Origin of the sequence: Streptomyces sp. NPDC087901, assembly GCF_044742205.1 — a bacterium.
Lineage (GTDB): Bacteria > Actinomycetota > Actinomycetes > Streptomycetales > Streptomycetaceae > Streptomyces.
In genome coordinates, this window is the sequence record NZ_JBIUUC010000004.1 from 134,422 (window position 1) to 148,636 (window position 14,215).

Here is a 14,215-nt window from a genome sequence, read left to right on the forward strand (position 1 = left end):
CAACCGCCGCCCGACCCCCCGACCGGACGGCAGCAGGCACCGGCTCACCAGAGATTGGTGAAGTTCACCGCCAGGTTGTGGGTGGACTGATCGATGTCGGTGAACGCGGAGCCGTTCACCTGGGCGGAGTTGCTCTGGTTCGACGCCCCGGAGCCGGTGGCCTGCTGCTGCGAGGTGGACGAATTCCCGAAGTTGTCCCCACCGACCCCGCTGCCGCTGATCGTGGCCACGCCCGCGTTCGATCCGTCGTTCGCGAAGGAGCCGTTGTCCGCCTGGGCCACACCGCTGAAGAGGGCGGCGGCGAGAGGCAGGGCGGCCACAACGGCGAGGGCACGAGCGGTACGGATGCTTGCCATGTCTATTCCTCCAGGAACCGGAAAACAAAGCTGAACCCGGGCCAGTTGGCCGACCGCCCCGGTGATGGTCACGACGTCGCGAGATCAAAGCTGCCCAGCACCGCACCGGCGAACCACCCACACTTTCCGATTCCCCCGCAAGCATGAGGAAGCGAAGATAAACCCCCAGATCCCACAAACCCCCAGGTCACCCCTGGTCCACGGAGAGACCCCACGCCTCGCAGGGGAAGAAGCGTTCCGCCGCCACCCCCCGACCGCCACCCCGAGCACTCACCCCCTTCCCTTATTCGAACATTCGTACGAACATAGAACCATGGCCACCACCGACAGGCGAACCGCCACCCTGGCCCTGGCCCACGCGCTCTCCGCCGCCGAGCACGGGCTCCCCGTCATCCCGCTATCCGCCACCAAACTCCCCGCCCTGCGCTCACCGCACCGTGACGAAAGCCCGTCGTCCGGCTGCCGGGGCACCTGCGGGCGGCCCGGGCACGGCGTTCACGACGCCACCACCGACCCTGCCGCCGTACGCGCCCTCTTCGCCGCCGCCCCCTGGGCCACCGGCTACGGCATCGCGTGCGGACGCCCCCCGCACCACCTCATCGGCATCGACCTCGACATCGACACCACCGGCCGCAACGACTCGGTGGTAGCCCTGCAACACCTCGCCCTGCAACACCTGTTCACTCTGCCGCCGAGCGTCACGGTGCTCACCCCCAGCGGCGGCCGTCACATCTGGCTGTCCGGCCCACCCGGCGTGGCCGTACCGAACTCGGCCGGCCGCCTCGCCCCCGGCATCGACATCCGCGGCGCCGGCGGCTATCTGGTCGGCCCCGGCTCGGTCACCTCCCACGGCACCTACCGCCTCGTACCCGGCACCGGCACCCTCCCGCCCGCGCCCTGCCCCAGCGCCTTGCTCCACCTGCTGACGCCCCCTGCCCGCCCCCGTCGCCAGGACGACCACCCCGACCAGGGCCGCGGCCTGATCCAGTTCGTCCTGGCCGCGAACGAGGGCCAACGCAACACCCGGCTCTTCTGGGCGGCCTGCCGCGCCTACGAACACGGCTTCGGAGACGCGTTGGCCGACGCCCTCACCCGGGCCGCCATCAGCACCGGCCTCCCGGATCACGAGGCCCGGGCCACCATCGCCTCGGCCGCCCGCCTCACCAACATCCGCTGCGAGCCGCCGGGGTGACGGCGGCCGGCCTTGACCGGAGTAGGTGAGTCCGGCCCGTTCATGGCCCGTACCGGCCTCGACCAGAACCGGCTACGGGTGGCCAGCAGGCAACGCACAGGGCGGGCCTCCGAACCGGAGACCCGCCCTGTGACCTGCTACTTCTCTCACCTGTGCGGTGGGTGTGGGATTTGAACCCACGGTGACATCGCTGCCACGACGGTTTTCAAGACCGTTCCCTTAGGCCGCTCGGGCAACCCACCTCGCGCCGACGGTCAGCGAAGACCGGTTCGACGCGGAGGACAGCCTAGCGGGTCAGCTGTCGCCCTTGCGCTCGCCCAGGGTGACTTCCACCGTGGACGTCTTGCCGTCGCGCTTGTAGGTCAGCTCGACCTTGTCGCCCGGCTTGTGGGTCCAGATCTCGCCGATCAGGGTCGGGCCGCTGTCGACGACCGTGTCGTTGAACTTCGTGATGACGTCGCCCGCCCGGAGCCCGGCCCTGGCCGCGGGGCCGTCCTTGCTGACCGCTTCAGTGCCGCCCGCGCCCTGGTCCGAGATGACCGCGCCGCCGGTCTTCTCGTCCATCGTCACCGTGGCGCCGATGACCGGGTAGACCGGCTGGCCGGTCTTGATCAGCTGCTGGGCGACGTTCTTCGCCTGGTTGATCGGGATCGCGAAGCCGAGGCCGATGGAACCGGCCTGGCTCTGACCGGTGCTTCCGGTCGACTGGATCGCCGAGTTGATGCCGATGACCGCGCCGCCGGCGCTCAGCAGCGGGCCGCCGGAGTTGCCCGGGTTGATGGAGGCGTCCGTCTGCAGCGCGCTCATGTACGAGTTGCTGCCGCCCGAGCCGTCGCCGGAAGCCACGGGGCGGTTCTTCGCGCTGATGATGCCCGTGGTGACCGTGTTGGACAGACCGAACGGGGCACCGATCGCGATCGTCGAATCGCCCACCGCCACCTGGTCCGAGTTGCCCAGCGGCAGCGGGGTGAGTCCCTGCGGCGGGTTCTTGAGCTTCAGGACGGCCACGTCGTAGCCCTGGGCCCGGCCGACCACCTCGGCGTCGTACTTCTTGCCGTTGGAGAACGTCGCCGTGAGCTGGCCGCTGTCCGCCGCGGAGGCCACCACGTGGTTGTTCGTGAGGATGTGGCCTTCCTTGTCGTACACGAAGCCGGTGCCGGTGCCACCCTCCCCGTCACCGCTCTGCGCGTCGATCGTGACCACGCTGGGTAGCGCCTTGGCCGCGACGCCCGCGACCGTCCCCGGGTCGCGCTTGAGGTCCTGCGGAGTGCCCGACGCGGAGACCGTGGTCGAACCGGAGGCGTCGGAGCCGTTGTTGCTGTCCGCGGCCCAGAAGCCGAGGGCACCGCCGACTCCGCCCGCGACGAGTGCCGCCACGACCACCGCGGCCACCAGGCCGCCCGCGCCCCGCTTGCGCGGCGCGTCGGCCGTGTGCTGCTGACCGGGCGGGCCCCATGCCGGGCCGCCGCCCTGTGCCCCGTGCGCGTACGCCGGGACCGCCGGCGGGGGCGGGGGCCAGCCGGCATCGGCTGCGGACTGCGGTGCGGGCGGGGGTGCGTACTGCGGCGCGGCCGCCGGGACCAGGGCCATGGGGGCGGTCTCCGGGTCCTGGGCGGATGCGGCCGGCTGCTGCTGTGTGGCCGTCGCGTCCGGGTACGTCGGGACGGCGGGCGCGCTCTCGGGGGGTCCCTGGGGAGCGTCGGCCGGCACTGGAGGTGCGGACGGAACGGACGGGGCGGCCTCGGCCGCGGTGCCCTCGTTGCCCTCGTTCTCTGTGCTCACAGCTCTTTACTCCTCGGTTCCACATCATGATTCGGCAAGAGATCCGCTGTGTACGTGTCTGGAGTCAGCTTTTCCCACGGCACGTCAGGCCACTGTAAGCAGGACCTGTGCATCTGCGCACGGGCCCTTACATCGGACAAAACGGTCTCGCACCACAAGGTGCGCACGTCCATGGTCTCCCGGTGACACCATGATGCGGGTGACCCAAGCACGGCCGCAGCGCCCCAGCCAGCATCCCATCCAGGTCATCGCACACCGGGGCGCGTCCGACGACGCCCCCGAGCACACCCTGGCCGCGTACCGGAAGGCGATCGAGGACGGTGCCGACGCCCTGGAGTGCGATGTACGGCTCACGGCCGACGGCCATCTCGTATGCGTACACGACCGCCGGGTGAACCGCACCTCCAACGGCCGCGGCGCCGTCTCCGCCCTGGAACTCAACGAACTCGCGGCCCTCGACTTCGGCTCGTGGAAGGACCGCGAGGAGGTGGAGTCCCCGGACTGGGATCCGGTGCCGGGGGAGCTCACCTCCGTACTCACCCTGGAACGGCTCCTCGAGCTCCTCGTCGAGACGAGAGCCGGCGGCCGTCCGCTGCAGCTGGCCATCGAGACCAAGCACCCGACGCGCTGGGCCGGCCAGGTCGAGGAGCGGCTGCTGCACCTGCTGAAACGCTTCGAGCTCGACGTGCCGCCCTCCGACGGCCCCTCACCGGTCCGCATCATGAGCTTCTCGGCCCGCTCACTGCACCGCATCCAGGACGCCGCACCCGAGCTCCCCACCGTCTACCTGATGCAGTTCGTCTCGCCGCGGCTGCGCGATGGACGGCTGCCGGCGGGCGCCCGCATCGCGGGACCAGGGATGCGGATCGTACGCAACCACCCGGGGTACATCGACCGCCTGCACCGCTCCGGTCATCAGGCGCACGTCTGGACGGTCAACGAACCGGAGGACGTCGAGCTCTGCGTGCGACTCGGCGTCGAGGCCATCATCACCAACCGCCCGAAGCAGGTTCTGGCACAGCTGGGGCGCGCTTAGAGCCTGTCCACAACGAGGGACGGCACACCCTCATCGCCGATCACAGGGAGTACACCGGCGCATTCGGCGCGTACCCGATCGTTACGAGTGCGTCACTCGCAGGCCATTGGCCGGTTTCCGGTCCAGTCCAGGGGGGCATCCACTCCGTGGCGTGGGGCAAAGGAGGTCTCGGGGGTGGCGTTGGTGGTGGCACAGGAAGTGCCCACGTCGTCGAGCATGGCCGTACCCCATGGCCCTGCGGGCGTGGGCCAGGCACGACACCGGATGCGTGAGCAGTTGCGCAGCCACGGGGTGTCCGATTCGGTCGTCGACGATGCTGTATTGATCCTTTCCGAACTGCTCAGCAACGCCTGCCGGCACGGCAGGCCGCTGGGCCTGCACACCGACGTGGGAGACGGCGACGTGCGCGCCGCCTGGCGCGTCGACAGAGCGGGCGGGCTGACCGTCGAGGTGACGGACGGAGGCGGTCCGACCCGGCCGGTTCCGGCCACTCCGTCGGTGACCGCTCGCGGCGGCCGGGGGCTCAACATCATCAGCGCCCTCGCCGAGGAGTGGGGCGTACGTGACGACTCGTCCGGCGAGGTCACGGTCTGGGTGCTGGTCAACGAGGGACACGGCCGCCCCGACGAGCGGCCGGACGCTCGGAACAACGGGCGGGCCCCGAGTGCGTCAGGGCTGCCGGGCGGTGGCTCGGGAGTGACCGGTGCGGCAGACCTCGACGGGCTGGATTTCGCCGGCGCGTTCGACGACGCGGGCTGAAGCCGGACGGCGCACCGGCGGCGGCCGGGTACACCCGAGGAGCCGTCCCCGGCAGGCCGTCCATCCTGCGCGCAGGCCCCGGCAAGCACGGTCTCCGGGCAGCGCCCCAGCTCCCGCGCCGCCAGGCAACCGGCGCGACGGAGCCCCGCCGCGACACCGTGTCCGCCGGTCCCGGATCGTCCGTGCCCCCCGGACGGCGCAGGGACGGCTAGGCTCGCGGCCCAGACCGCACTGTCGCAATCGGGAGAAAGCCCACCATGGCGAAGAAGCGCCCTCAGACCAAGGCCGGGAAGCAGCAGCTCACGGACGGCGAGATCCCGGTGGTCGGGGCTCGCGAGCCCTGCCCGTGCGGTTCGGGCCGCCGATACAAGGCCTGTCACGGCCGCGCCGCCGCCCAGGCCGTGGCCGAGCTGGTCCAGCGCCCCTTCGAGGGGCTGGCCGGTGAATGCGACTGGGTCGCACTGCGTGAACTGGTGCCCGCCGCCACGGTCGAACTGACGCTGAAGGGCGGACTGCCCGAGGGCGTGCCGTCGGTGACGCTCGCGACCGTCCTCCCGATGGCGTGGCCCGCACTGCGCCGCGACGACGGTTCGGTCCTCCTCGCCCTGCAGAACGACACCTCCTCGGGCGACCTCAGCCGCGACCTCGCCGACACCCTCCGGCGAGCGCTGGAAGCCGAGCCCGGCTCGCCCGTCGCCGCCAGGCGCGTACCCGCCGAAGGGCCGCGGCTCCAGGACGTCCTGGACGCCGCCGCGCCGTTCGCACCGGTCGTGCACCCTGGCTTCGAGTTCTGGGTACCGGATGCGGAGAACGCCACGGCCGAGGTGTCCGCGTCCCTGGAGCGCGCCAATGACGCGGCGATCCCGACCGTCCTCCTCTCCGGAGTGGACGCCGCCTACTGGTGCGAGACCCCGGAGAAGAACCACCTGCGCTGGGTCATGCCGCACCCCGAGGAGCAGCTCCTCGACGCGCTCGCCCGGCTGCACGCCGCCGGCACCTCGTCGCTCGGCGAGGGGACCCGGCTGGTCGGCTCCTTCCGCGCGCACGGCCTGATGGTCCCGGTCTGGGACCTGCCGAGCGCCATGGGTGCCGAGGACTGCGAGAAGCCCGCCGCCACGTTCGCGGAACGGCTCGCGACGGCGCTCGCTTCGGACGCGCCGCTCACGGCCGAGGAGCGGCGGGCGCGTGGCGGGCTCACCAACCGCCAAGTGACCCTCAGCTGACAGTGACCACCACCCGGCCCGTACGGTGACGCCCGTCACAACTCAGCGTACTCACAGGTAAATCGCTGTCCGAATACGCGAGATCGAATTTGCGAACGGCAGATCTCTTGTTACCGTTCTAGAAGCCCGGTCGCTGGTGCATCCCCCGTCGCCAGCGATCGGGCATCCTCATGTCCAGGCCCGGCGCGCACGGCGCGCCACGCGGCGCACGAACCGCGCACAGGCCCTGCACAGGCCCCCTGGACAAACCCCGGCTTCACACTCCACCCCGCCCCACCCCTGTCGTCCTTCACGCGCACCTGCGACGGCTTCCGTAGTGGCGCGGCGTCAACCTGCCCCCAGGGAAGCCCTGTTGGACCCGGCGTCGACAACTGCGACTCGCGGCCACCGGACCGCTCGATATCGGACAGAAGTCGCCGGCCGCTCCCTTTCCGAATACACCTCGGAGCAACACCCGAAGAGATCCTCGAAGACAGTTCGAACGGCTTTCGGAAGGCGCATCAGAAAGCCGACCACCGGCAGACTTTGCACCGGCAGACTTTGCATGACTGAAACAGCCCTCACCGCGTGACCGAAAAAGCCTTCATCGCACGACCGAAACGCCCGCATCGATCACCTCACCCGTAAGTGAAACGCCAGGGATCCGACAGCGCTCGGCAATGAAGGCAGACCGAAAACAACAGATAAGGATCAAGAACGGAAGGGGCGCGGGGAACGCCGACCACCACGGGCACGCGGACCCGTCATTCCCGAAGCATCCGGCTGCGAACGCGCGCCACTTCCGACAGTGCGCCGGAAGTACGGCGGAGCGGCCGCCCGCCCTTCGACCCGCCGCCCACTCCTCGACCCGCGGAGCCCACTCCTCGACCCGCCAGTCCGGACCGGCGCGGCAGACCTGACGGGCTGTCCCGTAACCCGCCCGCCATCGGCCCGCAGCCCGTCAGTCAGTACGCGAGCCGGCTTCCGCCGTCCGGGGCACTGTTGCTCGCCTGGACCAGCGCGTCCAGAACCGCCCCCACATCCGGCAGCCACGGCGACGCCACCACCCGGACCGGCGCTCCACCAGCGGAGCCCTGCCGGGGACTGCGCTCCGGCGCGCGCTCCCAGCGCACCTGCCCCGTACCGATCTCGGACGGCGGAAGAACGAGATAGCCGCCCTCGCCGTGGAACCGCAGCGAACTGGGCACCCAGTCCTGGGCGTGCAGCAGTTCACCGAGCCGTTCGAGGGTGTACGGAGCGACCAGCAGCGACCACCGGGTCGGCGTCGCCACCACGGGGCCGAGCCGCATGCCCATCCGGTCGAGCTCGGCCAGTGCGCGGGCCCCGGCCACCGCCGGCAGGCTCAGTGCGCACGGCGCACGCCCGCCCGTGGCCAGCAGGACCGGCGCGGTGGGCCGGTTCGTCCACCACCAGCGCACCATCCGGGCGTCGGTCGTCGCGGCGAGCAGTCCGGGATCGAAGGGGTGCGCGCCGGGCACGGCGCACTCGGGATCGGGACAGGCGCAGCCGCGGCCACGCTCACCACGGCTGCCGGCGGGCCGGAGGCCCACCCCGGGGAGCACGGGCCACTGCCATGCGGTGGCACAGGTCAGGGCCGCGTCCAGACGAGCGGCCCCACCCCTGCGTCCGAACCGCATCCTGCGTCGCCTTCCGAGGATCTCGCGCATGAGCGCTCGTTCCTTTCCGTTGAACGCCGAGGGTCCACATCACACCACGCGTGCGTCACGCCACGTGTGCGGATCTTCACTGTGTGTACATGCTCGTCGAGCCTGCGGTACGGGTTGGTCTTCGGTACCGAGCGTGAGCTGTGCTGAGCCGAATCGAGCCGGTTCCAGTCGAAATCATGGCGAGGTGCAGGGCGCGTGCCGCGCCTGCCGTCCGTCGTACAGCCCTCGCCACTCGGGGAGGGGGCGTGGCCGTCACAGGTGAGGACGCCCGGGCCCGCTGCCAGGTTCCGGAGGCGATCGGGACCGCCCCTGGCCATCTACAGATCTACGTACCCAGCATGCCCGGAATGACGCTGCCCCTGGGACTTCACCCGGGGGCAACCCCCGGTCGAGCAGACCCAGTCGACCGCAAATGACCACCGCAGGGTGCATTTTTTGGCCAACTTACTTACCCCTCGGACACCACAAATCCCGCAGGGACAATGCTGGACATCGCCTCACTTGTGCGTGTACATGTGGATGCACTGATAGCGGCGCAGAATGACATGGGGGTTTGCGATGCTATTCGACGAAACAAACCAGTCGGAAAGCCGGCGACCATGAGCGCCCCACACCTGCCGAAAGTGGCTGGAATCAATCCCACAGTTCCGGTTTCGGCGCACACTGCCGGGCCCCTCTCCGAGGTACCGGCCGCGCCCGGCACCTTCATCCAGGACCGTCTGGCGGGCTGGGTCTCCGACCTCACCACGCTGCACGAACTCACCGAACGGCTGGCCAGAACCAGCACCCTCGACGACGCCCTGCACGAGCTTCTCGACGCCGGGGCCGCTCTGGTCGGCGCCCGTCGCGGACTGATCGTCTTCGAACCGTCCGACCTCCGCGGCCCCGTCAGCACCATCGGTCTCGGGCTGGCCCACGCGGAGCTCGGCCAGATCGAGACGGTGCCGAGGAGTGCCACCTCCTACGGCCGCATCCTTGAGGGTCTGCCCAACGCCGACGGCCCGCTGACCACCCCCGATCTGCTCGGCGACACCAGCCTGGACCCCCGCAGGCGCGAGGTCGCCGCCCGTCTCGGCTACGCCGCCAGCTACGCACTGCCGATCACCACCGAGCGCACCGGACGGCTCGCCGCCGCGGTCTGGCTCTACGACGAACCCGCCGAACCGCTGGAACGTCAGCGCCATCTCGTCGGTCTTTACGCCGGGTACGCCGCCGAGCACCTGGCGCGGCTGCTGGAGCTGGAGCGGGCCAGGACCGACGTCGCCACCATCACCGAGGAACTTCTGCCCAGCCGGCTGCCCCGCGTGCCCGGCGTGCAGCTGGCCGTTCGCCATCACGCCGCGCCGCAGAGCGGCAGCGACTGGTACGACGCGCTGGCCCTGCCGGAGGGTGCGCTCGGCCTCGCCGTGGGCTCGGTCGGCGGCTCCGGTCCCAGCGCCCTTGCCGCCATGGGACGACTGCGCGCAGGCCTGCGGGCGTACGCGGTGATGGAGGGCGAGGATCCGGTCGCCGTGCTCTCCGATCTCGAACTCCTGATGCGGCTGACCGAGCCGGCCCGTTCCGCGACCGCGCTCTTCGCGTACTGCGAGCCCGCCCGCCGCAAGATCCTGCTGGCCGGTGCCGGGCACACCCCGCCGCTGATCGTCGGCGACCGGCGCACCGAGTACGTCGAGACCACTCTCTCCGCCCCGCTGGGCATGCTGGCCTGCTGGGAGGCGCCGAGCGTGGAGATCGTCCCGGCACCCGGCGAGACGGTCCTGCTGTACACCGACGGTCTGCTGCGCCGCGCCGGTGACTCGATGGACCGGGCGTTCGCACGGCTTCACTCGGCGGCGGCGAGCGTCCCGAAGGCACTGCGCCACGACGCCGGCTCGATCGCCGATCATGTGGTGCGGACCGTGCTGCCCGACGGGATCGACCAGGGCAACGGCACCGAGGACGTGGTCCTGCTCGCGGCCCGCTTCGACTGAGACCGTCGCGCACCCGCCGGCACCGGCGGGCCACCCTGTGTAAGAGGTCTTCCGGCCCTGGGCCCCCTTCCGTACGCCCGTACGATGGAGGGGGTCCAGTGTCGTATCAAGGAGAGACAAGTCGTGTCTGAGGAGCTCACCCCGGAGAACCCGGAGACCGAAGAGACAGAACCGGTCAAGCAGCGGAAGAACGGCCTGTACCCGGGCGTCTCCGATGAGCTCGCCGCGAGCATGAAGTCCGGTTGGGCCGACACCGAGCTGCACGGCCTGGAGCCGATCGCCCAGGCCGGGCACACCGCCGACCGCCGTGCCGCGCTGTCGGCGCGCTTCCCGGGCGAGCGGCTGGTCATCCCGGCCGGCCGGCTGAAGACCCGGTCCAACGACACCGAGTACGCCTTCCGCGCCTCCACCGAGTACGCGTACCTCACCGGTGACCAGACCCAGGACGGCGTCCTCGTCCTGGAGCCGAAGGGCGACGGCCACGAGGCGACCGTCTACCTGCTGCCGCGCTCCGACCGGGAGAACGGCGAGTTCTGGCTCGACGGCCAGGGCGAGTTGTGGGTCGGCCGCCGTCACTCCCTGACCGAGGCCGAGCAGCTGCTGGGCATCCCGGCGAAGGACGTCCGCGAGCTGCCCGCCGCGCTGACCGAGGCCACCGGCCCGGTCCGTAACGTCCGCGGTCACGACGCCGGCATCGAGACCGCGCTGACCGACAAGGTCACCGCGGAGCGCGACGAGGAACTGCGGGTCTTCCTCTCCGAGGCGCGCCTGGTCAAGGACGCCTTCGAGATCGCCGAGCTGGAGAAGGCCTGCGACATCACCGCGCGCGGCTTCGAGGACGTCGTGAAGGTCCTCGACAAGGCCGAGGCGACGAGCGAGCGCTACATCGAGGGAACGTTCTTCCTCCGCGCCCGCATCGAGGGCAACGACATCGGCTACGGCTCGATCTGCGCCGCGGGCCCGCACGCCACCACCCTGCACTGGGTGCGCAACGACGGCGCCGTGCGCTCCGGCGAACTGCTGCTGCTCGACGCCGGTGTGGAGACCACCGACCTCTACACCGCCGATGTGACCCGCACGCTTCCCATCAACGGCACGTTCACGCCGCTGCAGCGGAAGATCTACGACGCGGTGTACGAGGCGCAGGAGGCGGGCATCGCCGCCGTGAAGCCCGGTGCCGACTTCCGCGACTTCCACGACGCCGCGCAGCGCGTGCTCACCGAGAAGCTCGTCGAGTGGGGTCTGTTCGGCGACCTGTCCGTGGACAAGGTCCTGGAGCTGGGCCTCCAGCGCCGCTGGACGCTGCACGGCACCGGTCACATGCTCGGCATGGACGTCCACGACTGCGCCGGCGCGCGGACCGAGACGTACGTCAACGGGACGCTGGAGCCCGGTGTCTGCCTCACTGTGGAGCCCGGTCTCTACTTCCAGGCCGACGACCTGACGGTTCCCGAGGAGTACCGCGGCATCGGCGTCCGGATCGAGGACGACATCCTCGTCACCGAGGACGGTAACCGGAACCTCTCGGACAAGCTGCCGCGGCAGGCCGACGAGGTCGAGGCGTGGATGGCCCGGCTCAAGGGCTGACCCTGCGTCGGGAGGGCGCCCTGCTCAGGACACCATGAGCAGGGCGCCCTCCCGCCATTTCAGGACCTTGTCGAAGCTCACCACCGCGCCGCCGTGCCCCGGCCTGTTGCCGAAGTGGACGTGATCGGCGAGCTGCTCGATCAGGCAGAGCCCCCGCCCGTCCTCGGCGGTGAGGGATGGGTACTCGACGTACTGCGTTCCGTACGGCTGCCTCGTGTCGTGCGGCGTCGTCGCCCCGTGCTGCTGGGGTTCGTACTGCCTGCTCGGTTCGTGTTGCTGAAGCGCTTCGTGCTGCTGATGCGCTTCGTGCTGCTGTGCGGCGGTGCGAAGTACGCGCCTGGCGGGGAAGCCCGGTCCGGAATCGGCGACTTCGATACGGCATTTCTCGCCGTCCAGATACGCGGTGACCCGGTACTGCCCGCAGGCAGCACCGGACGGCTCCTCCCAGGCGTCCCAGGGCTCCATGGCATCTCCCGCGCCGGCTTGGGCCCCGCCGTGCTCGACGGCGTTGGCACAGGCTTCGCTCAGGGCGAGCGACAGGTCGAAGGAGATGTCCGGATCCACGCCCGCGGATTCCATCGTGCCGAGCAGGAACCGACGGGCGAGCGGAACGCTCGCAGCTTCGCGCCGCAAATGGAGTGACCACCAGATGCTCATGCTCCAGCCTCCTGGCTGCGGCTCGACATACCGATACGTATTGCCGCCCAAGGCCATTCGTAAGCACGGACGGGATGTGAGACCGCTCATTCGGCGGATACCCGCGCTCGCCACACCTGTGCATCCCCGGCCCACAGAACCGTTCTGCCCCGTCCGTAACCAGTCCGAACGGCCCGGCTCCCGCCTATTCGGGCGGAAGACGACCTTCCGGACCTGCCGTACGAAGGCAGGGGGCGCAGTGGGATGATGTCCCGGCCATGACTACGTCTGTGGGACGCGCCGGAGCCGGTATGCGGCTGCTGAGGGCTGCGGTGTTCGCCGCGGTCTGTGTCGCGTTGTCCGCAGCCGGGCACGCACTGGCCGCCTGCGCGACCGTCCCCTGGTGGACGCTGCTCGCCGGATTCCTGGGAATCCTCGCAGTGGCGGTTCCTCTCGCCGGACGCGAACGCTCACTGCCGTCCATCGCCGCGGCCCTGGCCGGCGGACAGATCATCCTGCACACGCTCTTCGGCGTGGGTACGCACACCGCCTCGCCCCGGGTCCCGGCCGGCGAGGACGCGCTGATCCGGTTCGCGGCAAGCCTCGTCTGCGGCGCCGGACCCGACCGGTTGAACGCCACCGACGCCCACCGCATCGTCACCACCGCGGGCATCGACCCGGCCTCGGTGACCGAGCAGACCCATCAGCACCTGACGACCGCCACCTCCGTTGGCTCGGCCGGCCTTGCCGGGATGCTGCCGGACCTTCCCATGGTGCTCGGCCATCTCCTGGCCGCACTGGCCGCCGGCTGGCTGCTGCGACGCGGCGAGATCGCCCTGTTCCGCCTCGCCCGGCTGTCGCTCCACGGCGCCCAGCAGGTGGCGGCCGGGGCCCGGCTGCGGGCGCTGCGCGCCGCGCTCGTACTCGTGGCCGCGCTGCGCGCCGGCCTTCCCGGCGGACCGGCGACCGGGCCGCGCATCCCCCGTACCGCTGTGGACGCACCGTCCCCGGCCACCGGGGATCCCTTGCAGCACATGGTGATCAGGCGCGGGCCGCCTCCCGTACTCACCCTCGCAGCCTGACGCGACGCCCTCCACGCGATGCCCGCGCGACCCACACCACGCACCCCTGCGGTGCCGGTACGGGTCTTCGTACGCACGCCGCTCGTGAGGATGAGGTGTCGCGATACCGTCGCGCACCCGCGCGCCGGAGCACCCTTCCTTCGTGCATCTGTGGAGTGATCCCTGCCATGAACGTTTCCCGCATCGCCCTCGCCGGCGGCGTCGCCGCGTCCACCGTGCTGATCCTCGCCGGTACGGCCTCCGCCCACGTCAGCGTCCAGCCGCAGGGCGAGGCCGCCAAGGGCAGTTACGCCGTCATCAACTTCAAGGTCCCCAACGAGCGCGACGACGCCGCGACGACCAAGCTCGAAGTCAACTTCCCGGCCGACCACCCGCTGGCGTCCGTCATGCCGCAGGCGATCCCCGGCTGGAAGATCGACGTCACCACGAGCAAGCTGGCCAAGCCGCTCGACATGCACGGCAAGAAGATCAACGAGGCCGTCTCCAAAGTCACCTGGACCGCGGACGGCAGCAAGATCGAGCCCGGCCGGTTCCAGCAGTTCCCGCTCTCGGTCGGCCAGCTCCCTGAGGACGCCGACCAGCTGGTGTTCAAGGCCATCCAGACGTACGACAACAAGGAAGTCGTGCGCTGGATCGAGGAGCAGAAGGACGGCGCGGAGGAGCCCGAGAGCCCTGCCCCGGTCCTCAAGCTGACCGCAGCCACCGAGGACGCGCACGGCGCCACCCCCGCCTCCGGATCGGACTCCGCCGACAAGAACGCCACGGCGGAGCACGCGAAGGACGAGCAGACGACGGCCTCGGCGTCCTCCTCCAGCGACACCACAGCCCGTGTGCTCGGCATCGTCGGCATCGTCATCGGTGTCGCGGGCGTCGCCTTCGGCGTCCTGGCCGGCCGTCGGCGTACCGCCTGATCACTCCAAGCCCC

12 protein-coding genes and 1 tRNA gene are annotated in these 14,215 nt (G+C 70.6%); 8 read left to right on the forward strand and 5 right to left on the reverse strand.

The window, feature by feature from the left end:
• Nucleotides 1-44: 44 nt before the first annotated feature.
• The gene (locus ACIOEW_RS14340) at nt 45-356 is read right to left on the reverse strand and encodes a hypothetical protein (RefSeq protein WP_350988227.1); all 312 of its coding nucleotides are present in this window, start codon (nt 354-356) and stop codon (nt 45-47) included.
• Nucleotides 357-669: 313 nt separating this feature from the next.
• Here ACIOEW_RS14340 and ACIOEW_RS14345 point away from each other — a divergent pair, with 313 nt between their 5' ends.
• Nucleotides 670-1,548 (forward strand): bifunctional DNA primase/polymerase, encoded by an 879-nt coding sequence (locus ACIOEW_RS14345; RefSeq protein ID WP_401964031.1) that lies wholly within the window; start codon nt 670-672, stop codon nt 1,546-1,548.
• A gap of 155 nt (nt 1,549-1,703) precedes the next feature.
• Here the strand turns inward: ACIOEW_RS14345 and ACIOEW_RS14350 are convergent.
• Both ACIOEW_RS14350 and ACIOEW_RS14355 read right to left on the reverse strand, forming a co-directional pair.
• A tRNA-Ser gene (locus tag ACIOEW_RS14350) sits at nt 1,704-1,790 on the reverse strand.
• Between the two features lie 52 nt (nt 1,791-1,842).
• Complete coding sequence (locus ACIOEW_RS14355; RefSeq protein ID WP_401964033.1) at nt 1,843-3,330, reverse strand: S1C family serine protease; 1,488 nt, start codon at nt 3,328-3,330, stop codon at nt 1,843-1,845.
• 190 nt (nt 3,331-3,520) lie between these two features.
• On the opposite strand from ACIOEW_RS14355, the gene ACIOEW_RS14360 reads away from it, so the two are divergent.
• From ACIOEW_RS14360 to ACIOEW_RS14370, 3 genes are all read left to right on the forward strand, one after another.
• On the forward strand, nt 3,521-4,366 hold the full coding sequence (locus ACIOEW_RS14360; protein ID WP_362540208.1) for a glycerophosphodiester phosphodiesterase: 846 nt from the start codon (nt 3,521-3,523) through the stop codon (nt 4,364-4,366).
• A gap of 87 nt (nt 4,367-4,453) precedes the next feature.
• A complete protein-coding gene (locus ACIOEW_RS14365) occupies nt 4,454-5,125 on the forward strand; it encodes an ATP-binding protein (RefSeq protein ID WP_401964035.1) in 672 nt (223 codons plus the stop codon).
• A gap of 257 nt (nt 5,126-5,382) precedes the next feature.
• Nucleotides 5,383-6,348, forward strand: a complete 966-nt coding sequence (locus tag ACIOEW_RS14370) for a DUF5926 family protein (protein WP_401964037.1) — start codon at nt 5,383-5,385, stop codon at nt 6,346-6,348.
• 944 nt (nt 6,349-7,292) lie between these two features.
• On the opposite strand, the gene ACIOEW_RS14375 is transcribed toward ACIOEW_RS14370, so the two are convergent.
• The gene (locus ACIOEW_RS14375) at nt 7,293-8,015 is read right to left on the reverse strand and encodes a bifunctional DNA primase/polymerase (RefSeq protein ID WP_401964039.1); all 723 of its coding nucleotides are present in this window, start codon (nt 8,013-8,015) and stop codon (nt 7,293-7,295) included.
• A 623-nt stretch (nt 8,016-8,638) separates the two neighbouring features.
• On the opposite strand from ACIOEW_RS14375, the gene ACIOEW_RS14380 reads away from it, so the two are divergent.
• A complete protein-coding gene (locus ACIOEW_RS14380; RefSeq protein WP_362540200.1) occupies nt 8,639-9,985 on the forward strand; it encodes a PP2C family protein-serine/threonine phosphatase in 1,347 nt (448 codons plus the stop codon).
• Nucleotides 9,986-10,108: 123 nt separating this feature from the next.
• Nucleotides 10,109-11,572 (forward strand): aminopeptidase P family protein, encoded by a 1,464-nt coding sequence (locus ACIOEW_RS14385; protein ID WP_362540197.1) that lies wholly within the window; start codon nt 10,109-10,111, stop codon nt 11,570-11,572.
• A gap of 24 nt (nt 11,573-11,596) precedes the next feature.
• Here ACIOEW_RS14385 and ACIOEW_RS14390 read toward each other — a convergent pair whose 3' ends face one another.
• Nucleotides 11,597-12,229, reverse strand: coding sequence for an ATP-binding protein (locus ACIOEW_RS14390; protein WP_401964042.1), 633 nt, complete (start codon nt 12,227-12,229; stop codon nt 11,597-11,599).
• 257 nt (nt 12,230-12,486) lie between these two features.
• Between ACIOEW_RS14390 and ACIOEW_RS14395 the strand changes: the two genes are divergently transcribed.
• Together ACIOEW_RS14395 and ACIOEW_RS14400 are read left to right on the forward strand one after the other, a co-directional pair.
• Complete coding sequence (locus ACIOEW_RS14395) at nt 12,487-13,290, forward strand: hypothetical protein (protein WP_401964044.1); 804 nt, start codon at nt 12,487-12,489, stop codon at nt 13,288-13,290.
• A 167-nt stretch (nt 13,291-13,457) separates the two neighbouring features.
• The gene (locus ACIOEW_RS14400; protein ID WP_362540188.1) at nt 13,458-14,201 is read left to right on the forward strand and encodes a YcnI family protein; all 744 of its coding nucleotides are present in this window, start codon (nt 13,458-13,460) and stop codon (nt 14,199-14,201) included.
• Nucleotides 14,202-14,215 lie beyond the last annotated feature (14 nt).